The organism is Microbacterium lacus, assembly GCF_039531105.1.
Lineage (GTDB): Bacteria > Actinomycetota > Actinomycetes > Actinomycetales > Microbacteriaceae > Microbacterium > Microbacterium lacus.
Genome location: NZ_BAAAPK010000001.1, coordinates 2,028,080 through 2,050,804, shown reverse-complemented (window position 1 = coordinate 2,050,804; position 22,725 = coordinate 2,028,080). Strand labels below are relative to the sequence as shown.

Genomic DNA, 22,725 nt, shown 5'->3' with positions numbered 1-22,725 from the left:
CTGACAGTTCTGGATCTACCGATAGGAGTCACTGTGATCGCGGACGTCTTGGCTGAGGCCGGATCGCGCATGGACCGTGCCGTCGAGGCGGCGAAGGACGATTTCGCCACCGTTCGGACCGGGCGGGCGAACCCCCAGCTGTTCCAGAAGATCCTGGTGGACTACTACGGCACGCCCACGCCCCTCGCCCAGCTCGCCTCGCTGAACAACCCGGAGGCGCGGACGCTCGTGGTCACGCCCTATGACAAGTCCGCACTGAAGGCGATCGAGCAGGCCATTCGCGACACACCGAACCTCGGTGCGAATCCGACGAACGACGGCAACCTGGTGCGCGTGACCCTGCCCGAGCTGACCGAGGAGCGCCGCAAGGAGTTCGTCAAGCTCGTGCGCTCGAAGGGCGAGGACGCGAAAGTGCACGTGCGCGGCATCCGTCGCAAGACGAAGGACGATCTCGACGCCCTCAAGAGCGAGATCGGCGAGGACGAGCTCGGACGTGCGGAGAAGGAACTCGATGCGCTCACGCGCGCCCACGTCGACGCGATCGACGAGGCGCTCAAGCGTAAAGAGGCCGAGCTCCTCGAGGTCTGACCCCGCTCATGACCGACGCATCCGGCGATCTCCCGGACTCCCCGCCCCCGCCGCTGACGCGCCGCGAGGCGGCAGGAGCGCGCAGGGGCGCCGCCGCCCCCGATCTCAACGCCGACTTCCAGGCCCACGTGCGCGCAGCGCGCAGCGAGTTCGAGAATCAGGTCGCCCAGAAGCGTGCGGAGTTCGAAGAGGCGAATGAGCGGATCAAGCAGCGGACGGGTCGGGACCTGATCGTCGCAACGCTGATCGGACTCGCGATCGGCGCGGTCCTGATCGCGTCGCTCATCTTCCTGAAATGGCTGTTCGTGCTCTTCGCCCTCGGCGCGGCGATCCTCGGGATCTTCGAGTTCAGCCGGGCACTGATCGGTTCGGGCCGGAAGGTCGACCTCGTCCCGCAGCTGGTCGTGGGTTCGGTGCTGGTCCTGTCCGGATTCTTCCTGGGTCTGTGGCTGCACTGGGTCGTCGTCTTCGTCGCCATCGCGCTCGTCATCGTCTGGCGGCTCATCGCGCAGATGTTCGCGCGCGACGGCCGCACGTACGGCGCCGTCCTGGGCGACGTCCTGATCGCCGGGTTCATCCAGCTCTACGTCCCTTTCCTGACGAGCCTGTGTCTGATCCTGCTCCGCCAGGACGGCGGGGAATGGTGGGTCCTCGCGTTCATCATCATCGCCGTGGCCTCGGACACCGGTGCCTACGCCGCCGGGCTGTCCTTCGGCAAGCATCCGATGGCGCCGAAGATCAGCCCGAAGAAGACCTGGGAGGGTTTCGCGGGCGCGGTCCTCGCGGCTCTGATCGCCGGAGTGCTGCTCTCGCTGTTCATGCTGGGCCTGCCCTGGTGGCCGGGTCTGATCCTGGGCGCGATCGTGGTCGGCACCGCGACCGCCGGTGACCTCGGCGAGTCGATGATCAAGCGCGATCTCGGCATAAAGGACATGAGTTCGTGGCTTCCGGGTCACGGGGGGGTGCTCGATCGCCTCGACTCGATCCTCCCGTCCGTCGTCGCGGCGCTCGCGCTGTACTACCTCTTCTCACCCTTGGCGGCATGATGAGCACTTCCGGATCACCGGCGGCCACGTTCCCCGAGACGCGCGGTGCGGCGAAGGGGTACGACAAGCGGGCCGTGGACGAGTTCCTCACCCGGGCCCGCGAGGCCTTCGAGGCCGACGCCGAGCCGATGACCTCCGGCGACGTGCGTCGAGCGGCGTTCCCGCTCGTGCGCCGCGGGTACGCCATCCCCGCGGTGGATGCCGCTCTCGGACGCATCGAGGATGCCTTCGCCGCCCGCGAACGGGAGGCGGCCGTCGGAGCGGAGGGCGCGCACGCGTGGGTCGGCCAGACGCGGGAGACCGCTCAGGTCGTGCTCGATCGTCTCTCGAGACCGCGCGGTCGCCGATTCGACCGCGTCAGTGTGCTGAGATACGGCTATCGGATCGACGAGGTGGACCTCGTCGCGGACAAGCTCGCGAAATACCTCGAGACGGGGGACTCCGTCACGGTCGAGCAGGTGCGTGCCGTCGCGTTCCGGATGCAGCGCGGGGGCTACCGTGAAGCGCAGGTGGATGCGGTGCTCGACGCCGTCATCGAGGTCATGCTCGCGGTCGCGTGACGCAGGAGAGCGGCCGGATGGCGGGCCACGGAGGGCCCGGGTAGACTCGCACCACTGTGACTGCCGGTGACGAGATGACGCGCGCGAGCGACGCGCCCGTGGTCCGTCCGTCTGCACGTCGGTCCGCACCCGCGCCGGCACCCCGGTGGTCACGCCGCCGCGGCGTGCTCGGGGCCTTCGCCGGGTTCGCCGCGCTCGGATTCGTCGTGGCGTACATCGGACCGACGGGTGTCGCACTCTCGCAAGCCAGTGCGCAGGAGCGCCAGCCGATCACGCTGTACTCGAGCACCCTCGGGGATGCGCAGCGCCTCGATGCGGACGCCTACGCCGCGAGCGAGGTCACGCCGCTCGATCGCGACAACTACACCGTGTACGTCACGCCCACACCGACGCCGACACCGGAACCGGTCGTGGCCGAGTCGTCGTCCTCGTCCGGCGGTGGGTGGACACCACCCTTCGTCTCACCCGACCCCGGCACCGCTCAGGCGATCGCGTACGACATGGTGCGCGCACGAGGCTGGGGCGATGACCAGTTCGCCTGTCTCGTTGCGCTGTGGAACCGTGAATCGGGGTGGCGCGTGAACGCCTACAACGCCGGAAGCGGGGCGTACGGCATCCCGCAGGCTCTTCCCGGAAGCAAGATGGGATCTGCCGGCGCGGACTGGGAGACCAACCCCGCGACGCAGATCTCCTGGGGGCTGGGGTACATCGGCGGGCGCTACGGCGACCCCTGCGGCGCATGGGCGCATTCCGAGTCGGTCGGCTGGTACTGATCCCATGCCGCGCGCGAACCGTCGTCGCCCCGACGGAGCAGACGACGACGGCCTGGACCGGCTGATCGCCGGCTGGAAGCGGTCCGAGATCAGGCGCGGTGTGACGTGGACGGTGCAGCCCGTGTCGGCGTCGCAGGCGACGAAATCGTACGTGTGCCCGGGCTGCGGTCGGTCGGTGGCTCCGGCGACGGCGCACGTGGTGGTGTGGCGCTCGGACGGCGTTCTGGGGGATCAGGCGGATCTCGCCGCCCGACGACATTGGCATACGCACTGCTGGAGGATCGCCTGACATGGACATCAGAGGACCCGTGCTTCTACCCGCTCGCCGCGAGGCGATCACGCTCCGGACGCTCGACGAGCTCACTCTCGTGGGCGAGCTCGCCCAGCCGTCGGAGACTCCGCCCGTCGCGACGCTGGTGACGCTGCACCCGCTGCCCACCGCGGGTGGCTTCATGGATTCGCACATCCTCCGCAAAGCGGCGGCGCGACTGCCCGCTCTCGCCGATCTCGCTGTTCTGCGCTTCAACACGCGCGGCACGACGTCGCCGCACGGGACGAGCGAGGGCACATTCGACGGAGGCGCGTCCGAAGCCTTCGACGTCGCAGCCGCGATGGATCTCGTGCGTGAAAGGGGTCTTCCTCGTCCGTGGCTGGTCGGGTGGTCCTTCGGCACGGAGCTCGCGCTCAAGTACGGACGCGACCATGACATCGAGGGCGTCATCCTGCTCTCTCCGCCGCTGCACCGTGCGACACCCGAGGAGGTCGCCGCCTGGGCGGGCGACTCCCGTCGCGTGATCGTGATCGTACCGGAGTTCGATGACTACCTCCGGCCGGATGCGGCCGCCGAACGTTTCGCGAGCATCCCGGATGCCGTCATGATCGCCGTCGAGGGCGGCAAGCATCTGTGGGTGGGGGAGAACCAGACCAGACGCGTTCTGACGGAGATCGTCGCCGCCGTCAACCCGGATGCCCTTCCGCTGCCCATCACGTGGGACGGTCCTCTCCCGGAGGACTGAGCGGCAGGTCTCAGCGTTCGTTCTGCCGCGGGATGATCACCTGGCGGTAGATGATGAGGATGCTCGCGGCCACCGGGATCGCGATGAGCGCACCGAGCAGGCCGAGCAGTGATCCGCCCGCGAGCGCTGCGATGACGACGACGGCACCGGGCACCGACACCGCGCGGTTCATGACCCTCGGCGAGATCACGTACGCCTCGATCTGCATGTAGATCAGGTAGTAGATCGCCGCGACGAGCGCGGTCGTCGGTGAGCCGAGACCCAGGCAGATCAGGACGATGATCGCGGAGCCGGTGAGGGTTCCGACCAGGGGGATGAGCGAGAAGAAGAAGGCGACGACGGCCAGGACGGCGGGGAACGGAGCCTGGATGATCGACAGGAAGATCGCGCTCAGCACGCCGTTGATCACACCCATCGTGACCTGGCCCATCACGAAATAGCCGACGGACTTCGTGATCTGCTCCGCGATGTCGATGAACCGCGCACGCTTCGAGGCAGGGACGAGCTGGTAGACGGCGGCCTTCAGATTCGGCGTGGAAGCGGTGAAGTAGATCGTGAGGATCAGCACGATGAAGGCGCCGGCGAGGCCCGCCAGCACCGAGGCGCCGACGGCGAGGACGCCCTGGCCGATCGAGGCGTAGTCGAGATTGGAGATCCAATCCTCGACGAAGGCGACCACCTCGTCGATCTTGAGGTTCGGGAAAATGCCGCCCAGCCACGCCTTGAAGTCGTCGAGTGTCGTCCCGCTCTCGACGAGCTTCGTGATCGCTTCCACGAGCTGACTGATCTGGCCGGCGATGATCGGCACGAGCATCAGCACGATCCCGGCGAAAGCGGCCAGCACACCGAGGATCGTGATCAGCACCGCGGCCCACCGGGGAAGCTTGCGCCGCTCGAGGAAGGAGATGGCCGGCTCGAGGCCGAGGCTGAGGAACAGCGCGGTGCCGACGTAGAGCAGGATCGTCGACAGCGTCTGGACGCTGCTGATCAGCAGCAGACCCACGCCGACGCCGAGGGTCGCCACGAGGGCGACGCGGAACGGATTGTGCACCTTCACGGTGGCTCCTGTCTGTGCCGAGGTTCTCGGCGGTACGGCGATGAGCTGTCAGGTCAGGATATGCACTCCACCCGCGCAGCGCGGGGATTGGCACCTCCCGGGCGACGCACAGGTCTCCTTCGCTAGTCTGAAATGTCGAGTCGACGACCCGCGGTGACGACAAGCGGGTCCGGGAGAGGTGTTTTCGTGCGTTTCGTGTGGGCTGTGGCGGCCTTCGTGCTCGCCGCCGTGATGATCGGAGCGGGCATCGCCCAGCGCACCGTCTTCCAGGGCCCACGGTCCGAATCCGTCGACATCGCCGTCTCGCAGGAGGCGCCGTACCTGCTGATCGACGGCGCGGTGCTCAACCGCCTTCCTGGTGCGCAGACGCTGCGTGCACAGGGCGACGGCGAGATCTTCGCCGCTTACGGGCGCACCGCCGACATGAAGGCCTGGCTGGCGGACACCGAGTACGTGGAGGCGACGCTCACCTCCTCCGGTGACGTCGACTCCGAGAGCGTGACGCCGGCTCCGTCGGAAGAGCCCTCCGCCGAAGAGGACGTCGCCGTCGAGGGCGAGACCGACGGGAGCGCCGATGCGACGGCGGAGGCGCGGAGTCCGATCGGCTCCGACCTGTGGCTGGACGAGTTCCAGCAGGAGGACCTGCTGATCGCTCCGCTGCAGCTTCCCGAGGGAATGAGTGTGCTCGTCGCCACCGACGGCGTGGCTGCCGCTCCCTCCGATGTCAGCGTGTCCTGGTCGGTCGCCCGCGCGACTCCCTGGGCGGGTCCCCTCATCGTCCTCGGGGCGATCCTGATGGCGGTGGGGGTCTTCTTGTACATCCTCGGCATCCGTCATGTGCGCAGGTCGCGCGGCCCGCGCCGCAAGGGTCTGCCGCTGCCGGTCACGGAACCGATCGATCTCGCGGTCGAGGGCGCGGACAAGGGCGTGATCAGCGCGGCACCGACACGGCGATCGGTGGGACCCGGCCGGAAGGCTCTCGTCGTCGCGCCGGCGCTGGCGGTGTCGGCACTTCTCTTCGCCGGCTGCTCGGCGGACTCCTGGCCGCAGCTCGCCGCGAGCCCCACGCCGAGTCCCAGCGAGTCGGTGATCATCCCCGAGGGTCAGCAGGCTCCCGCCGTGACGAAAGCGCAGGCGGAGCGGATCATCGCACGCATCGCGCAGACAGCGGCGGACGCGGACAGCGCGCTCGATGCCACGCTGGCAGCGACCCGACTGGACGGCGCCGTCCTCGAGGAGCGCGCGACGAACTACCGGCTGCGCGCTGCTCTGCCCGATGAGGCGGCCCTCGCGGCGATTCCGACGAAACCGCTCGAGATCGTCCTCCCGCAGGCGTACGACGGATGGCCGCGGTCGGTGATGGCCGTCGTGAACGACGACGCCGACAAGACCGCGAGCATCATGCTTCTCACGCAGCAGGATCAGTGGGCGCCCTACAAGCTCACGTATCTGTCGAGCCTGGAGGCATCGACCCAGATGCCGGACCTGGCTCCGGTGTACGTCGGGGCGCAGCAGGTTCCGCCTGACTCCTCCTTCCTGCTGATGGCCCCGGATCAGCTCGCGGCCGCGTACGCCGACGTGCTCAACAAGGGTGCGGACAGTGAGTTCTACGACCAGTTCGAGGCGGAGGGCGACCAGTTCCGCGCGAGCGTGACGGCTGACCGCGAGAAGCGCCTCGCCGATTTCAACACCACCGCGGCCTCGACCGGCAGTCTCACCTTCGACACGGTCGCGGGATCCCATCCTCCGCTCGCGCTGGCGACGCTCGAAAGCGGCGCGATCGTCGCGGTGAACGTGAACGAAGTCGACACGGTCAAGCCGACGAACGCGGATGCCGTCATCAAGCTCGACACGAACCCCACGGTGAAGACCCTTGCGGGTGCCGAACAGTCGGCCACGGGCTTCACGACCACATTCAGTGATCAGCTGTTCTTCTACGTGCCCGGTCTCGGGTCCTCCGAGAAGATCCGGCTGCTCGGCTATTCGTCCGAGATCCTCGATGCAAAGGTGATCAATTGACCGACGTCTCTCCGACCGCTCTCCGCGGTGCCGTCGACCTGTCGGCTCTGCGCAATCGACCCGCCGCGCCTGCCCCGGGTACCGCGCAGACGTCGACGCCCTCACCGTCTCTCGTCATGGACGTCACCGACGACACCTTCCCGCAGATCCTGGAGCTCTCGCGTTCGGTGCCCGTCGTGATCGACCTCTGGGCGGAGTGGTGCGGCCCCTGCAAGCAGCTCAGCCCGATCCTCGAGGCCGTCGTGACCGAACTCTCGGGTCGCCTCGTGCTCGCCAAGGTCGATGTCGACGCGAACCCGCAGCTCGCGCAGGCGTTCCGTGCGCAGTCGATCCCGATGGTGGTCGCCCTGGTCGGCGGCCAGCCGGTGCCGCTGTTCACGGGGGCCGTTCCCGAGCAGCAGGTGCGCGAGGTCTTCGCCCAGCTCCTCCAGCTCGCCGCCCAGAACGGGGTGACGGGTTCGGTGGATGTGTCCGGCGACGGCAACGCCGCAGACGGCGAGCCGGTGGATGCACCCCTGCCTCCGCTGCACGCCGAGGCGTATGAGGCGATCGAAGCGGGCGACTACGCCCGCGCAGTGGTCGCCTACGAGAAGGCCCTCGCCGAGAATCCCCGCGATGAGGATGCCCGCGCCGGCCTCGGTCAGGTGCGTCTGCTCGACCGGGTCCAGCATCTCGATCTGCAGAGCGCGCGGGCGGCAGCGGCGGCGGGCCCGCTCGACATCGAGGCTCAGTTCGCCGTCGCCGACCTTGACATCGCGGGTGGGCATGTGGACGACGCGTTCGGGCGACTCCTGGATCTGTTCGGTGCCCTGCCCGCGGATGACCGGTCCGCGGTGCGCGAACGACTTCTGGAGCTGTTCGGTCTGATCGGGGATGCCGACCCGCGGGTCCTTCGCGCCCGCGGCCGACTGGCCTCGCTCCTGTTCTGAGCGCGGCCGGCCGGGCCGTCAGGGAAGCAGCAGCTGTCCGGAACTCGTTTGCGGCGGCAGGTGCTGCTGCGCGGCATGTCCGAGCCAGAGGACCCCGAGCGGGGGCAGGACCATCGTGGCCCGTCCGGATTCTCCGGCGTGGACCGCACCCAGATTGCCGACGCCCGAGCCGCCGTACTCCTGACCGTCGGAGTTGAGGATCTCGTGCCACACGCCTGATTCGGGCAGATCCAGCGCGTACCCGTGGATCGGCACGCCGGAGAAGTTCGCGATCACGACGACCGTGTTGCCGTGATGGTCACGACGGGAGAAGGCCACGACATTCGGGTTCCAGGTGGGGGCGCCGATGCGGGAGAACGCCGCGCCGTCGCTGTCGCGCGACCACAGTGCGGACTGCGCCTTGTAGACGCTGTTGAGCGTCGCCACGAAGCCGTGCAGCTGCGCGTGCGAAGGCTGGTCCAGCAGCCACCAGTCCAGACCACGGCCCTCCGCCCATTCGGAGAGCTGGCCGAACTCCTGTCCCATGAACAGCAGTTGCTTGCCGGGGTGGCCCCACATGTACGCGAGGAACGCACGCATGTTCGCGAGCTTCTGCCAGTGGTCACCGGGCATCCGCGCGAACAGACTGCCCTTGCCGTGGACGACCTCGTCATGGCTGATGGGTAGCACGAAGTTCTCGCTGAACGCGTAGACGAACGAGAACGAGAGCTCTCCTTCGTGGTGCGCGCGGTACATCGGGTCCCGGGCGATGTACTGGAGCGAGTCGTTCATCCAGCCCATGTTCCACTTGAACCCGAAGCCGAGACCCGCCTGACTCGTCGGAGCGGTCACGCCCGGGAAGGACGTGGACTCCTCGGCGATCAGGGAGATCCCCGGATAGCGCTTGTACGACGTGGCGGTCACTTCCTGGAGGAATCTGATGGCCTCCAGGTTCTCGCGCCCGCCGTGGATGTTCGGGACCCACTCCCCGTCCTCGCGCGAGTAGTCGAGGTACAGCATCGACGCGACGGCGTCGACGCGGAGGCCGTCGACATGGAATTCCTCGAACCAGTACAGCGCGTTGGCGACGAGGAAGTTCCGCACCTCGTTGCGTCCGTAGTCGAAGATGTACGTGCCCCAGTCGCGGTGCTCGCCGCGCCGCGGATCGGGATGCTCGTACAGCGCCTCGCCGTCGAAGCGGGCGAGCGCGAAAGCGTCCTTCGGGAAGTGACCGGGCACCCAGTCCATGATCACGCCGATACCCGCCTGGTGCAGCCGGTCGATCAGGTAGCGGAGGTCGTCGGGCGACCCGAACCGACTCGTGGGGGAGTAGTACCCGGTCACCTGATAGCCCCAGGAGCCCCCGAACGGGTGCTCCGCGAGCGGCAGGAACTCCACGTGGGTGAAGCCCTGCGCCGTGACGTAGTCGATCAGCTGGTCCGCACCCTCGCGATACGAGAGCCCCGGACGCCACGAGCCGAAGTGCACTTCGTAGATCGACATGGGCTGCGACACAGGCTGGCTGGACGCGCGCGCCTTCAGCCATGCGGCATCCGACCATGCATATCCCGAATCCGTCACGACGGATGCCGTCGCCGGGGGGATCTCGGCGAATCGCGCCATCGGATCGGCTTTGAGCACCCACTCACCGCCGCGGGAGAGGAGCTGGAACTTGTAGGCGGTGCCGACCCCGATGCCGGGGACGAAGATCTCCCAGACGCCGCTGGATCCCATGGACCGCATGGCGTGGGCGGGGCCGTCCCATCCGTTGAAGTCGCCGACGACACGCACAGCCCGGGCGTTCGGCGCCCACACGGAGAAGGCCGTGCCCGCGACGCCGTCGATCGTGCGCACATGCGCGCCGAGGACGCGCCAGAGCTCTTCGTGACGCCCCTCGCGGATCAGGTGCAGATCGAGTTCGCCGATCGTCGGGGCGAACCGGTACGGGTCTACCGCGGTGAAGTCGGGCGCGTCGGGGTACGTCGTCACAAGTTCGTACGAGCCGCCCTCACCGGCGCGCTGACCTTCCCAGATGCCGGCGCGCACGTGCTCGAGCGGGACACGGGTGCCGTCGTCGAACACGGCGGTGACGCTGTGGGCCAGCGGCCGACGCGCTCTGATCGTCCACTCGGGCGCACCCTCGGCATCCTGTCCGAAATGCATGCCGAGGACGGAATGCGGATCGTGATGCGAGCCCGCCGCGACGGCGTCGAGCAGGTCATCGGTGGGACTCGTCATCGAGACTCCTTCACGTGCAGGATGTGGACGGGTTCGGTGAACGCGTCGAGACGGACGAAATTGTGATCCGACCAGGTCCAGTGCTCACCCGTGATCAGGTCTTCGACCTCGAACGGCGTCCCGGACGGCACGCCCCAGACGCGGGTGTCCAGGTGGACCATCGTCTGACGCACGGAATGCGGGTCGACGTTGGCCACCACGATGATCGTGTCGGCGTGTCCGCTCGGCGAGAGCGCGGCGTCGATCCACTTCGAGAAGACGAGGATCGCGTCGTCGTCGCTCCAGTGCACCGAGATGTTGCGCAGCTGCCGCAGCGCGGGGTGCTCCCGGCGGATCTGGTTCAGGCGAGTCAGGTACGGGGCGAGCGAATCTCCGCGCGCCTCCGCTGCCGCCCAGTCGCGGAGCTTGTACTCGAACTTCTCGTTGTCGATGTTCTCTTCCGCGCCGGGACGCGCGACGTTCTCGTACAGCTCGTATCCGGCGTACACCCCGTAGGTCGGTGCTCCCGTGGCCGCGATCGCCGCGCGGATCTTGTAGCCCGGTCGGCCGCCGTACTGCAGGTACTCCGTGAGGATGTCGGGCGTGTTGACGAAAAGATTCGGGCGCAGGAAGTCGGCTGTCTCGGTCGCGAGGCCCGTCAGGAACTCCTCCAGCTCGGCCTTCGTGTTGCGCCAGGTGAAGTACGTGTAGCTCTGCTGGAAGCCGGCTTTCGCCAGCGACTGCATCACGGCCGGCCGCGAGAACGCCTCGGCCAGGAAGACGACGTCCGGGCGCTCCGCGTTGACGGTGGAGATCAACCACTCCCAGAACTGCAGCGGCTTGGTGTGGGGATTGTCGACTCGGAAGATCGCGACGCCCTGGGCGATCCAGTGGCGGACCACCCGCAGAGCTTCGGCGGAGAAGCCCTCCGGATCGTTGTCGAAGTTGATCGGGTAGATGTCCTGATACTTCTTCGGGGGGTTCTCTGCGTACGCGATCGTCCCGTCCGGGAGGGTGGTGAACCACTCCGGGTGGGCGGCGACCCACGGGTGATCCGGCGCGGCCTGGAGAGCGAGATCCAAAGCGACCTCGATACCCTCCGCGCGCGCGGCGCGCACGAAGGCGCGGAAGTCCGCCAGGGTCCCGAGATCGGGGTGGATCGCGTCATGCCCGCCCTCGTCGGATCCGATCGCCCAGGGCGATCCCGGATCGCCGGGCTTCGGGTCGAGCGTGTTGTTCGGGCCCTTGCGGTTGAGCCGGCCGATCGGGTGGATCGGTGGCAGGTAGAGCACGTCGAAGCCCATCGCCGCCACGGCGGGGAGGCGCTTCATCGCCGTCCGGAAGGTGCCGCTCTTGATCGTGCCGTCCTTCAAACGGCGTGCGCCCTCCGAGCGGGGGAAGAACTCGTACCACGCACCGACTCCGGCCCGCTCGCGTTCGACGAGCAGCTCATGACGCTCACCGAGCGTCATGAGCGACGTCAGCGGGCGCGCCGTGAAGAACGCGGCGATCGACGGGTCGCGGACGATCTCCAGAGCCGCATCGTCGTCGACCGCGCTGTCGCGCAGGCTGACGGCGGCGCTCTCCAGGCGACGGCGCTCCGTGATCGGCCGCGACTTCTCCTTCACCGCCCGGTCGAACAGTCGCGCGCCGATCTCGCGCATGAGCGCGGCATCCACCCCCGCGGCGATCTTCAGGTCGGCCGCGTGCTCCCACGTCGCGAAGTCGTCCGCGAAAGCCTCGAAGCGGAAGCCCCAGACACCTTCCTCGAGCGGGGTGACGGCGGTCTCCCACCGGTCGAACCCGTCGTGCAGGGCGCGGAGACGGTGCAGCGACTCGTCGCCGGACGGAGCGAAGAGGCGGACGTGGACGCCGATCAGGTCATGTCCCTCGCGGAACGCCACGGCCCGGAACGGGACGATCTCCCCGGCGTAGGCGCTCGGGCGGAACGAGCCGCCGGGCACCGCCGGGGAGATCAGGGTGACCGGTATGCGCGGCGTCGCGGTCGTGCGGTTCGGCTGGAAGTCCGTGGCCTCCCTGACGGGGACCGGAGAGATGCTTCGCCAGGAAAGGGGGCGCGTCGCGCGCGTCGTCGTGACCACCTCTCGAACCTACCGCGCACCCCGGCGGCAGGACAGCTTCCGCCGCGCCGGATCGACTACTCGACCCGGAAGAGCCGCATCGACGTGCCCACGAGAGGCACGACATCCCCGGGAGCGAAAGTCTCCTCGACGTCGACGGGCCGCTCGTCCGCACTGGACCACAGCGAAACGAACGAGGTCACCCCCTCGATCTCGGGCAGCGTCACCTCGGTGGGGCGTTCGTTGCCGTGCACCATGAGCAGGATCCGGTTGTAGGCCTCGAACTCGGGGGTGGAGGCGGCGACGTACTGCAGCGTGCGGTGGGCGGGGTCCGTCCACTTGTCGATCGACATCGTGCTGCCGGTCTGGTCGTACCACTCCATCACGGATGCCGAGGGGGTGTGCTCGTCGAGCTTGGCGAATCTGCTCGGTCGCAGAGCGGGGTTCTCGGCGCGAAGGCGGATGAGGCGACGAACGTGCGCGAACAGATCGTCCTGCCACGGCGCGTGGTCCCACGACAGCCAGGTGAGGGCGGAGTCGTGGCAGTAGGCGTTGTTGTTGCCGCGCTGCGTCCGGGCGAACTCGTCGCCCGCGGTCAGCATGGGCACCCCCGCCGACAGCAGCAGAGTGCCCAGGATGTTCCGCATGGCCTTGCGGCGGGTGGCGAGGATCCCCGCGTCGGTCGTGGGTCCTTCCGCGCCGTGGTTGAACGAGCGGTTCGTGTCGGCACCGTCGCGGTTCTGCTCGCCGTTGCCCAGGTTGTGCTTCACGTCGTACGACACCAGATCACGGAGGGTGAACCCGTCGTGTGCGGTGACGAAGTTCACGCTCGCCAGCGGCCCCCGCTCGACGCTGAACGTGTTCGACGAACCGGACAGGCGCGTGGCGAAGCCGCCGATCCCGACCGGCGCCGTGGACGCGCGGCGTGCGTAGTCGACGTCGCTCAGCCAGAAGTTGCGCACGCGGTCGCGGTAGCGGTCGTTCCACTCGTGCCAGCCGTCCCCGAAGTTCCCGGTCTGCCAGCCGCCCATGCCCACATCCCAGGGCTCCGCGATGCGCTTGACGCCGGCGAGCGCCGGATCATCGACGATCGCACGCAGGAGAGGGTGATCCGGCGTGAAGTGGTGGTTCGCATCCCGGCCGAGCGTTGCCGCGAGGTCGAACCGGAACCCGTCCACCTGCAGGTCGACGGCCCAGTAGCGCAGCGAATCGAGGATGAGCCGGGCGGCGGCATCCGTGGAGGTGTTCACCGAATTCCCGCATCCCGTCACGTCGATGTACGCGCCGTCGCCCTGCTGCCGATAGTAGGAGCGGTTGTCGATGCCGCGCAGGCTCGAGCGCGGTCCGCCGATGCTCTCTTCGGCGGTGTGGTTGTACACGACGTCGAGGATGACCTCGAGGCCCGCCTGGTGCAGCAGCTTCACCATGCCCTTGAACTCGCGCAGGATCGCCTCGGGTCCCTGCCGTCGGTTCTCTTCGGTCGCGTATGCGCCGTGCGGCGTGAAGAAATTGAGGGTGTTGTAGCCCCAATAGTTCGTGAGGCCGTGCTGGAGCAGACGAGGCTCGGTCGCGAACGCGTGCACCGGCAGGAGCTGGATGCTCGTGACGCCGAGCGCGAGGAAATGCTCGATCATCGCCGGGTGCGCGAGGCCCGCATACGTGCCGTGCAGAGCCGGCGGAACGAGCGGATGCCGCTTGGACATGCCCTTGAGATGCCCCTCGTAGATGACCGTCCTGTCCATCGGGATCGCGGGTTTCGTCACGCCGCCCCAGTCGAAGGATCCGTCCACCACGACGGCGCGCCAGTCCTCGAAACCGCCGCTGACCAGCCCCCTCGCATACGGTTCGACGAGGAGGGTGCCGGGGTTGAATGTATTGCCGGGGCCGTGGGGGCCGTCGACGCGGATCGCGTAGCGCGTCCCCGGCCGCAGGAGCGGCGTCGTCACGCTCCACACCCCCGCACCGACCGGCTCGAGCGGGACCGTGTCGGTGATCCAGTCCAGATCGGTGTCGTCGAACACCACGAGTTCTACTCCGCTCGCGTTCGCGGACCAGACGCGCAGAGTCGCACCGTCGGGTCCGAGCGTGACGCCGAGATCGTCGAGCTCGGAGCTCAGCAGTCCCGGCGGCGGAGCGAGCGCGGTCAGGGATTCGGGCGAGACCATGCGCTCTACAGTAGTAACGCCGCGAGTCGGCGAGGTGACGTTGAGGCGGGGGGACCGGAATGGTCGTATATCTCGACCACGCCGCGACGACGGGCATGCGGCCCGAAGCACGGGACGCGTGGTTGCATGCCGCCGAGGCGGCAGGCAACCCCTCATCGATCCATGCTGCGGGTCAGGCGGCGCGGCGCGTGCTCGAGGACGCACGCGAGCGACTGGCCGCGACGCTGGGATGCGAGCCGATCGAGGTCGTGTTCACGTCGGGCGGCACCGAGTCCGTGAACCTCGGGATCACAGGTCTGTACCGCGCCCGGCGCGAGCGCACCGGGCGCACGGCGATCGTCGCGCCGGAGGGCGAGCATCACGCCACTGTGGACACGCTGGACTATCTGCACGAACACGAGGTCGCCGACGTGGAATGGGTCCGGGTGGACCGCGATGCCCGACTCGATCCGGACGCTTGGGAGGGTGCGGTCGGCAGCGGCGACGCGGCCGTCGCCACTCTGCTCGCCGCGAACAACGAAGTCGGGACGCTGCAGCCGCTGGAGGAGGCGGCATCCGCCTGCGCGCGGGCCGGCGTGCCGATGCACGTGGACGCCGTGGGCGCTTTCGGCCACGTGCCGCTGTCCTTCCGCGGCCTGCGCGCGGCGAGCGGATCCCGAAGCGCGGGCCTGGTGGCGATGAGCGTCGCCGCGCACAAGCTCGGCGGTCCGATCGGCGTCGGTGCCCTCGTCGTCGCCCGGGACGCGGCCGTCGAGCCTCTCCTGCACGGGGGCGGTCAGCAGCGCGGAGTGCGGGCGGGCACGCAGGATCCCGCCGGTGCGGCGGCGTTCGCCGCAGCGGCGGAGCTCGCTGTCGCCGAGCTCGCGGTCGAGGCCGCCCGCATCGGCGCGCTCCGAGACCGGCTCGAAAGCGCACTGCGGGAGCGCCTTCCCGAGATGCGCGTCTCGGCGCTCGGGGCAGAGCGTCTTCCGGGACACTTCCACGCGGTCTTCCCCGGCGCACAGGGCGACTCCCTCCTGATGCTGCTGGACGCGGCCGGCATCGCCGTCTCGACGGGGTCGGCATGTCAGGCCGGCGTCCCGGAACCCTCGCACGTCCTGCTCGCGATGGGCATGGGCGACGCGGCGGCACGCAGCGCACTGCGTCTGACGCTCGGGCGTACCACCACTGCGGAGGACGTCGATGCGGTGATCGCGACGCTTCCCGGGGTCTACGAGCGAGCGCGGGGAGCCGGGTTGTCCACACGGCGCGTGGCGGCGTCCCGCCCCGCAGGGGACGCGCTCTCGTAGAATCGTCTGATGCGTGTTCTGGCGGCGATGAGCGGGGGAGTGGACTCCGCGGTGGCCGCCGCGCGCGCGGTGGATGCCGGCCACGACGTGGTGGGCGTGCACCTTGCTCTCTCGCGCGCCGGCGGGACGCTGCGCACGGGCAGCCGCGGGTGCTGCACGATCGAGGACGCGATGGATGCGCGACGGGCGGCCGATCGCCTCGGGATCCCGTTCTACGTGTGGGACTTCTCGGAGCGCTTCCGCGACGACGTGATCGAGGATTTCGTCTCGGAGTACCGTGCCGGGCGGACACCCAACCCGTGCATGCGCTGCAACGAGCGGATCAAGTTCGCCGCGGTCCTCGAGAAGGCCCTCGACCTCGGGTTCGACGCCGTCTGCACAGGCCACTACGCGCTCCTTCGCACCGGGACGGACGGGACGCTCGAACTGCACCGCGCGAGCGACGCGGCCAAGGACCAGTCGTACGTGCTCGGCGTTCTCACCGCAGACCAGCTGGAGCACACGCTGTTCCCGCTGGGCGAGACTCCGTCGAAAGAACTCGTCCGGCAGGAGGCGGAGGCGCGCGGTCTGACCGTCGCCCGCAAGCCGGACAGCCACGACATCTGCTTCATTCCGGACGGAGACACCCGCGGCTGGCTCGCCGAGCGGGTGGGCGCCGCGCGCGGCGACATCGTCGACGACTCCGGCACGGTCGTGGGTTCGCACGAGGGGGCGCACGCCTTCACGGTCGGACAGCGCCGCGGGCTGTCGCTCGGTGTGCCGGCGGCAGACGGGAAGCCCCGCTTCGTCCTGGAGGTGCGACCGGTCAGCAACACGGTCGTCGTCGGTCCGAAGGAGGCGCTGGCGATCGCGCAGATCTCCGGCGCCCGATTCACGTGGGCCGGCGCCGTCCCCGCCCGCCGGGAGTTCGAGTGCCACGTCCAGATCCGCGCGCACGCCGATCCCGTGCCGGCGACCGCCGTCGTCTCCGCGGCGCTCGTGACGGTGACGCCCGATGAGCCCCTCGACGGCGTCGCGCCCGGGCAGACCGCCGTCCTATACGACGGCACGCGTGTTCTGGGCCAGTTCACGATCGATCACACGGTCTCGGCGGTGCCGGTCACGACGTGACGATCCGGCCCGTATCACTGTCGGTGCCCGCTCGTAGACTTGCCGGGTGACGGACTCCGAAGCCCCCGATGAGCTGTCCCTTGCGTCCCTGGACGACGCGCGGCAGGAGAGCGTGCGTCTGACCGAGCTGATCCTGCAGGCGCGCGACGCGTACTACGGGCGCGACACGGTCGTCGTGGACGACGCGACCTACGACGGATGGATGCAGCGGCTCGAGCGCATCGAGCGTCTCCACCCCGAGCTGCAGGGCCAGGACTCGCCCACCCTCACCGTGGGTGCGGCATCCGGATCCCTCTTCGCACCCGTCGAGCACGCCGAGCGCATGCTGAGCCTGGACAACGTGTTCAGCGACGAGGAGTTCCTCGCCTGGGCGGCGAAGGTGCAGCGCGATGCCGGACGCCCGGTGCACTACCTGTGCGAGCTGAAGATCGACGGGCTCGCGCTGTCGCTGCGCTACGAGCACGGCCGTCTGGTCTCCGCGGCGACGCGCGGCGACGGGCGCGTGGGCGAGGACGTGACGGACAATGTGCGGCAGGTGGCCGGCATCCCGCATCGCCTCGAGGGCTCCGGACACCCGCCGCTGGTCGAGGTGCGCGGAGAAGTCTTCTTCACCGTCGCCGATTTCGAATCCCTGAACGCCTACCAGGAGGCGATGGGCGACCGGCTGTTCGCCAATCCTCGCAACGCCGCGAGCGGCTCACTTCGTCAGAAGACCGAGGGCAAGAACGAACGCCAGCTCGACGCCGTGCATCAGCGCCTCTCGCGGCTGCGCATGACGGTGCACGGCATAGGTGCATGGCCCGACCCGCCGGTGCGGACGCAGAGCGAGGTCTACGGGCTGCTGGCCTCGTGGGGGCTGCCCACAAGTGCGTACTTCCGCGTGGCGGACTCGGCGGAGGCGGCCGACGACTTCATCCGTCACTACGGCGCGCATCGTCACGACGTCGAGCACGAGATCGACGGCATCGTGATCAAGGTGGACGAACTCGCGCTGCACGATGAGCTGGGGGCGACGAGCCGGGCGCCGCGCTGGGCGATCGCGTACAAGTATCCGCCCGAGCAGGTGAACACCGTCCTGCGGGACATCGTGGTGTCGGTCGGCCGCACCGGCCGTGCGACGCCGTTCGCCGTGATGGAGCCGACGCGCGTGGCCGGGAGCGTCGTGCGCCAGGCCACGCTGCACAATCAGGACGTCGTGAAGGCGAAGGGCGTGCTCATCGGGGACACCGTCGTCCTGCGTAAGGCCGGTGACGTGATCCCCGAGGTGCTCGGGCCGGTCGTCGAGCTGCGGGACGGCACCGAGCGCCCGTTCGTGATGCCGAAGGACTGCCCGGAGTGCGGCTTCCCGCTCGCACCTGCGAAAGAGGGCGACATCGACCTGCGCTGCCCGAACGCGCGGTCGTGCCCCGCGCAGGTGCGCGGACGCGTCGAGCACATCGGATCCCGCGGCGCGCTGGATGTCGAAGGACTGGGCGAGGTGTCCGCCGCGGCGCTCACACAGCCGATCCGTCCGGAGACGCCGCCGCTGGTGACCGAAGCCGCTCTGTTCGACCTGCGCGCGGAGGACCTCTTCCCGATCGATGTCGTCGTCCGGGATGCCGAGACCGGACTCCCGCGTCTGAGCGAGGACGGCACCCCCGACACCCGCTCGCCGTTCCGGCGCCAGCGGAAGAAGACCGACCCGCCGTACTCCGCCGACGGACCCTTCGACGGAGACGAGTCATCCATCCTGTCGGCTGCTGCGACGGTGCTGCTGGCCAACCTCGAAGGCGCCAAGACGAAGGATCTCTGGCGGTTCCTCGTCGCCCTCAACATCCGCCACGTGGGCCCGGTGGCCGCACGGGCGCTCGCGCAGTGGTTCGGCTCCGTCGACGCGATCCGGGCAGCCACCCGCGATGAGCTCGCGGCCGTCGAGGGCGTCGGCGGCATCATCGCGGACTCGCTCCTGGAGTGGTTCGAGATCGACTGGCACCGCGAGATCGTCGAACGCTGGAGCGCCGCCGGAGCGCAGCTGCGCACTCCTGGTCACGCCGGTCCGGGCGCGGCGGTGGCCGCGGGCGGCGTGCTGGAAGGTGTCACCGTCGTCGCCACCGGATCGCTTGAGGGCTTCAGCCGTGAAGGAGCGCAGGAGGCGATCATCGCGGCCGGCGGCAAGGCGGCGTCGAGCGTGTCCAAGAAGACCGACTTCGTCGCGGCCGGTCCCGGTGCGGGCTCCAAGCTCACCCGGGCGGACGAGCTCGGCATCCGCATCATCGACGCCGCTCAGTTCCGACTTCTCGTGACCGAAGGCCCCGCCGCCCTCGACCAGGGGTAGCGGGCGCGTCAGCCTCCGGAGGTCAACTGCAGCAGCGAGTCGCGCACCTGGCGACGCAGGACCTTGCCGATGAGCGACTTCGGCAGCTCATCCACGACGAAGATCCGGCGCGGCACTTTGTACGGGGTCAGGATGCCGCGCGCGAACTCCCTGATCGCCTCGATGTCGGGCTGCCCGGCGCCCGCCGCGAGCACGACGGCCGCGACGACTTCTTCCCCCGATTGAGCGCTGGGGAGCCCGACCACCGCGGCGTCATCGACCTGGGGATGCTGGCGGAGCGCGATCTCGACCTCGGTCGGCGCGACGTTGAATCCGCCCGTGATGATGAGTTCCTTGATGCGATCGACGATCCGCACGAAGCCACCGGCGTCGACTGTGACGATGTCGCCGGTGCGGAACCAGCCGTCGACGAACACCTTCTCGGTCTCCTCGGGCTTGCCGTAGTACCCGCCGAAGACCTGCGGACCTCGGACGATGAGCTCCCCGGGCTGACCGGCAGGCACATCGCGGGTGGGCTCGTCCGGGTCCACGACCCGCACCTCCGTTCCGGGGAGCGGCAGTCCGACGGTGCCCGGCACGCGGTTCTCGGCGACCGGATTGGCCATCAGCACCGGCGAGCATTCGCTCAGACCGTACCCCTCGACCAGGTATCCCCCCGAAGCGGCCTCGAACGGCACGACGAGGTCGTGCGGCAGCGCCATCGCTCCGGAGATGGCGACCTGCGTGCCCTCCAGCGAGACGCCCTTCTCGCGCGCCGCCTTCAGCAGGCGATCGGCGATCGGCGGGACGAGCGGAAGGAAGGTCGCGGGGTGCTTCTTGGTGACCTCGAGCACCATGTCCGGGTCGAAACGCGGGAACAGCACCAGACGCGCTCCCATCGACATCGCGAAGGTGAGGCACAGCGTCAGGCCGTAAGCGTGGAACATCGGCAGCACCGCGTAGACCACGCACCCGTCGCCGCGGACGATCGAGGGGACCCATGCGCGTGCTTGCGCGGCATTGGAGAGAAGGTTGCGGTGCGTGAGGGAAGCGCCCTTCGGTGTGCCGGTCGTGCCGCTGGTGTACTGGATCAGAGCGAGATCGTCCGTGGCAGGCTTCGGATGCGTCGCCGGGAGCGGTGCCGAGCCGACGACCGACTCCCACGACACCGTCCGGGTGACCTTCGCGTACAGCGCCTCGCGTGCCTCGCGGGCCTTCGCGATCGGCAGGCGCAGGGCCAGACGGGTGGTGAACGGCATCGCCTTGGTGATGTCGACAGAGATGAGGGAGTCGACGGCGAGGTCTTCGGGGAAATCCTGCACGAGCCCGGCCACCTTGGTCCACACGATCGCATGCTTTGCGCCGTGATCCTCGAACTGCTTGCGCAGTTCCCGAGGGGTGTACAGCGGATTGTGCTCGACCACGACCGCACCCAGCCGCAGGATCGCGTAGAACGCGACGATGTGCTGCGGGCAGTTCGGGAGGACGATCGCCACCGGATCGCCGGCGCGCACGCCCTGCGCCAGGAGACCGGCGGCGGCGCGGTCGATCGCCTCGTGGAGTTCGCGGTACGAGGTCGTGCGGCCGAAGAACTGCAGCGCGGGGGCGTCGGGATAATCCCGTGCCGAGGCCTCCACGATGTCGACGAGTGAACCCGTCACCGGGTCGAGGTCATCCGGCACACCCTCCGCATAGCTGGCGATCCAGGGGCGAGGAGGCTCGTACGTGCTCACCGCTCCACCCTAGTGATCGGTCTCGTCGGCCACACCGGCGCTCGTAGGATGGACGGGTGTCTGAAATCACCCCCGATCTCGTGCGCCATCTCGGTGTGCTCGCCCGGATCCAGTTGAGCGAAGAGGAGATCTCTCGCTTGACGGGTCAGCTCGACGCGATCGTCGACAACATCGCCAAGGTGTCCGAGGTCGCGACGCCGGACGTCCCCGCGACGAGCCACCCCATTCCGCTGCAGAACGTCGCGCGTCCCGACGAGGTCGGGGACATGCTGACGCCGGAGCAGACACTGCAGAACGCACCGGACGCCGCCGACGGTCGCTTCCGGGTGACCGCGATCCTGGGGGAGGAACAGTGACCGCGGAACTGACGCGTCTGAGCGCGGCCGAACTCGGCGCGCGACTGTCCGCCGGCGAGGTCTCCAGTGTCGAGGTCACGCGCGCGCACCTGGATCGGATCGCGGCGGTGGATGCCGACATCCACGCATTCCTCCACGTGAGCGATCACGCCCTCGAGGTCGCCGACGACATCGACCGACGGCGTGCCGCAGGGGAGGACCTCGGTCCGATCGCGGGCGTACCGCTGGCGATCAAGGACGTTCTGGTCACGACCGACATGCCCTCCACGAGCGGGTCGCGGATCCTCGAGGGCTACATGTCGCCGTTCGACGCTACTGTCGTCGCACGCTCCCGCGCGGCGGGTCTCGTCCCGCTCGGCAAGACGAACATGGACGAGTTCGCGATGGGCTCGTCCACCGAGCACTCCGCGTACGGACCGACGCGCAATCCGTGGGATCTGGACCGCATTCCGGGCGGCTCAGGGGGCGGCTCGGCGGCGGCCGTCGCGGCGTTCGAGGCGCCCCTCGCCCTCGGGTCCGACACGGGCGGGTCGATCCGTCAGCCCGCGCACGTCACCGGCACCGTGGGTCTCAAGCCGACGTACGGCGCCGTCAGCCGGTACGGCGCGATCGCTCTCGCGTCGAGCCTGGATCAGGTCGGCCCTGTGACGCGCACCGTCCTGGACGCGGGTCTGCTTCACGACGTGATCGGCGGGCACGATCCGCACGATTCGACCTCGCTCACCGACGCGTGGCCGTCCTTCGCCGCGGCCGCGCGGGAAGGCGCGAACGGCGAGGTCCTCCGGGGCCTCCGCGTCGGGGTCATCAAGGAGCTTCCGGACTCGGGCTTCCAGCCCGGCGTTTCGGCGTCGTTCCGCGCCGCCCTGGCCGCGATGGAGGCGCAGGGTGCCGAGATCGTCGAGATCAGCGCCCCGCACTTCGAGTACGGAGTCGCGGCCTACTACCTGATCCTGCCTGCGGAGGCGTCGAGCAACCTCGCCAAGTTCGACTCCGTGCGCTTCGGTCTGCGAGTGACTCCCTCCGGGACTCCGACCGTCGAGAGCGTCATGGCCGCGACGCGCGACGCCGGATTCGGTGACGAAGTGAAGCGCCGCATCATCCTGGGGACCTACGCGCTGTCGGCGGGCTACTACGACGCCTACTACGGCTCCGCGCAGAAGGTGCGGACGCTCATCCAGCGCGACTTCGACGAGGCGTTCTCGAAGGTCGATGTGATCGCGACTCCGTCGGCTCCGACCACCGCGTTCCGGCTCGGCGAGAAGATCGACGACCCGATGCAGATGTACCTGAACGACGTGACGACCATCCCGGCGAACCTCGCCGGCGTCCCGGGCATTTCGATACCTTCGGGGCTCGCCGCGGAGGACGGCCTGCCGGTCGGCATCCAGTTCCTCGCTCCCGCGCGCGCCGACGCGCAGCTCTATCGGGTGGGCGCGGCCCTCGAGGCGCTGCTGGTGGATTCGTGGGGCGCTCCGCTGCTGGATCGCGCCCCGGTACGGGGAGGTGTCGCCTGA

The 22,725-nt window shown here is 69.0% G+C and carries 18 protein-coding genes; 13 read left to right on the top strand and 5 right to left on the bottom strand.

Annotated elements, in window-relative coordinates; all coding sequences use genetic code 11:
- Nucleotides 1-33 precede the first annotated feature (33 nt).
- Genes frr through ABD197_RS09675 form a run of 6 tightly spaced genes read left to right on the top strand, consistent with a single transcriptional unit; the run spans nt 34 to nt 3,983 of the window.
- Entirely contained in the window at nt 34-588 is a 555-nt protein-coding gene (frr, locus tag ABD197_RS09700; protein WP_344053958.1) for a ribosome recycling factor, read from the top strand.
- An 8-nt stretch (nt 589-596) separates the two neighbouring features.
- Nucleotides 597-1,634, top strand: a complete 1,038-nt coding sequence (locus ABD197_RS09695; protein ID WP_344053956.1) for a phosphatidate cytidylyltransferase — start codon at nt 597-599, stop codon at nt 1,632-1,634.
- Nucleotides 1,634-2,194, top strand: a complete 561-nt coding sequence (locus tag ABD197_RS09690) for a DivIVA domain-containing protein (RefSeq protein ID WP_344055832.1) — start codon at nt 1,634-1,636, stop codon at nt 2,192-2,194. The genes ABD197_RS09695 and ABD197_RS09690 overlap by 1 nt, the downstream gene beginning before the upstream one ends.
- A 56-nt stretch (nt 2,195-2,250) precedes the next feature.
- Nucleotides 2,251-2,967: an aggregation-promoting factor C-terminal-like domain-containing protein gene (locus ABD197_RS09685; RefSeq protein WP_344053954.1), complete on the top strand. Its 717-nt coding sequence runs from the start codon at nt 2,251-2,253 to the stop codon at nt 2,965-2,967.
- A gap of 4 nt (nt 2,968-2,971) precedes the next feature.
- The gene (locus ABD197_RS09680) at nt 2,972-3,256 is read left to right on the top strand and encodes a hypothetical protein (protein WP_344053952.1); all 285 of its coding nucleotides are present in this window, start codon (nt 2,972-2,974) and stop codon (nt 3,254-3,256) included.
- A 1-nt stretch (nt 3,257) separates the two neighbouring features.
- Nucleotides 3,258-3,983, top strand: a complete 726-nt coding sequence (locus tag ABD197_RS09675) for an alpha/beta hydrolase (protein ID WP_344053950.1) — start codon at nt 3,258-3,260, stop codon at nt 3,981-3,983.
- Nucleotides 3,984-3,993: 10 nt separating this feature from the next.
- Here the strand turns inward: ABD197_RS09675 and ABD197_RS09670 are convergent, their stop codons facing one another.
- A complete protein-coding gene (locus ABD197_RS09670) occupies nt 3,994-5,040 on the bottom strand; it encodes an AI-2E family transporter (protein ID WP_344053948.1) in 1,047 nt (348 codons plus the stop codon).
- A gap of 186 nt (nt 5,041-5,226) precedes the next feature.
- Here ABD197_RS09670 and ABD197_RS09665 point away from each other — a divergent pair, with 186 nt between their 5' ends.
- On the top strand, nt 5,227-7,059 hold the full coding sequence (locus ABD197_RS09665) for a DUF8094 domain-containing protein (protein ID WP_344053946.1): 1,833 nt from the start codon (nt 5,227-5,229) through the stop codon (nt 7,057-7,059).
- Nucleotides 7,056-7,988, top strand: a complete 933-nt coding sequence (locus ABD197_RS09660) for a tetratricopeptide repeat protein (RefSeq protein ID WP_344053943.1) — start codon at nt 7,056-7,058, stop codon at nt 7,986-7,988. Before ABD197_RS09665 ends, ABD197_RS09660 begins: the two co-directional genes overlap by 4 nt.
- An 18-nt stretch (nt 7,989-8,006) precedes the next feature.
- Here ABD197_RS09660 and glgB read toward each other — a convergent pair whose 3' ends face one another.
- Genes glgB through glgX form a run of 3 tightly spaced genes read right to left on the bottom strand, consistent with a single transcriptional unit; the run spans nt 8,007 to nt 14,430 of the window.
- A complete protein-coding gene (gene glgB, locus ABD197_RS09655) occupies nt 8,007-10,205 on the bottom strand; it encodes a 1,4-alpha-glucan branching protein GlgB (RefSeq protein WP_344053941.1) in 2,199 nt (732 codons plus the stop codon).
- Nucleotides 10,202-12,286, bottom strand: coding sequence for an alpha-1,4-glucan--maltose-1-phosphate maltosyltransferase (locus tag ABD197_RS09650; RefSeq protein ID WP_344053939.1), 2,085 nt, complete (start codon nt 12,284-12,286; stop codon nt 10,202-10,204). Before ABD197_RS09650 ends, glgB begins: the two co-directional genes overlap by 4 nt.
- A gap of 56 nt (nt 12,287-12,342) precedes the next feature.
- A complete protein-coding gene (glgX, locus tag ABD197_RS09645; RefSeq protein ID WP_344053937.1) occupies nt 12,343-14,430 on the bottom strand; it encodes a glycogen debranching protein GlgX in 2,088 nt (695 codons plus the stop codon).
- A gap of 59 nt (nt 14,431-14,489) precedes the next feature.
- On the opposite strand from glgX, the gene ABD197_RS09640 reads away from it, so the two are divergent.
- The 3 genes from ABD197_RS09640 to ligA are packed head-to-tail and all read left to right on the top strand — an operon-like array spanning nt 14,490 to nt 19,143.
- Nucleotides 14,490-15,719 carry a cysteine desulfurase family protein gene (locus ABD197_RS09640; protein ID WP_344053936.1) on the top strand — a complete coding sequence of 410 codons (1,230 nt, stop codon included), beginning with the start codon at nt 14,490-14,492 and terminating at the stop codon, nt 15,717-15,719.
- A 9-nt stretch (nt 15,720-15,728) separates the two neighbouring features.
- Complete coding sequence (mnmA, locus tag ABD197_RS09635) at nt 15,729-16,829, top strand: tRNA 2-thiouridine(34) synthase MnmA (RefSeq protein WP_344053935.1); 1,101 nt, start codon at nt 15,729-15,731, stop codon at nt 16,827-16,829.
- 46 nt (nt 16,830-16,875) lie between these two features.
- On the top strand, nt 16,876-19,143 hold the full coding sequence (ligA, locus tag ABD197_RS09630) for an NAD-dependent DNA ligase LigA (protein WP_344053934.1): 2,268 nt from the start codon (nt 16,876-16,878) through the stop codon (nt 19,141-19,143).
- An 8-nt stretch (nt 19,144-19,151) separates the two neighbouring features.
- On the opposite strand, the gene ABD197_RS09625 is transcribed toward ligA, so the two are convergent.
- Nucleotides 19,152-20,855, bottom strand: coding sequence for a long-chain-fatty-acid--CoA ligase (locus tag ABD197_RS09625; RefSeq protein WP_344053933.1), 1,704 nt, complete (start codon nt 20,853-20,855; stop codon nt 19,152-19,154).
- Between the two features lie 56 nt (nt 20,856-20,911).
- Between ABD197_RS09625 and gatC the strand changes: the two genes are divergently transcribed.
- Both gatC and gatA read left to right on the top strand, forming a co-directional pair.
- Nucleotides 20,912-21,211, top strand: a complete 300-nt coding sequence (gatC, locus tag ABD197_RS09620; protein ID WP_344053931.1) for an Asp-tRNA(Asn)/Glu-tRNA(Gln) amidotransferase subunit GatC — start codon at nt 20,912-20,914, stop codon at nt 21,209-21,211.
- Nucleotides 21,208-22,725, top strand: coding sequence for an Asp-tRNA(Asn)/Glu-tRNA(Gln) amidotransferase subunit GatA (gatA, locus tag ABD197_RS09615; RefSeq protein ID WP_344053929.1), 1,518 nt, complete (start codon nt 21,208-21,210; stop codon nt 22,723-22,725). Before gatC ends, gatA begins: the two co-directional genes overlap by 4 nt.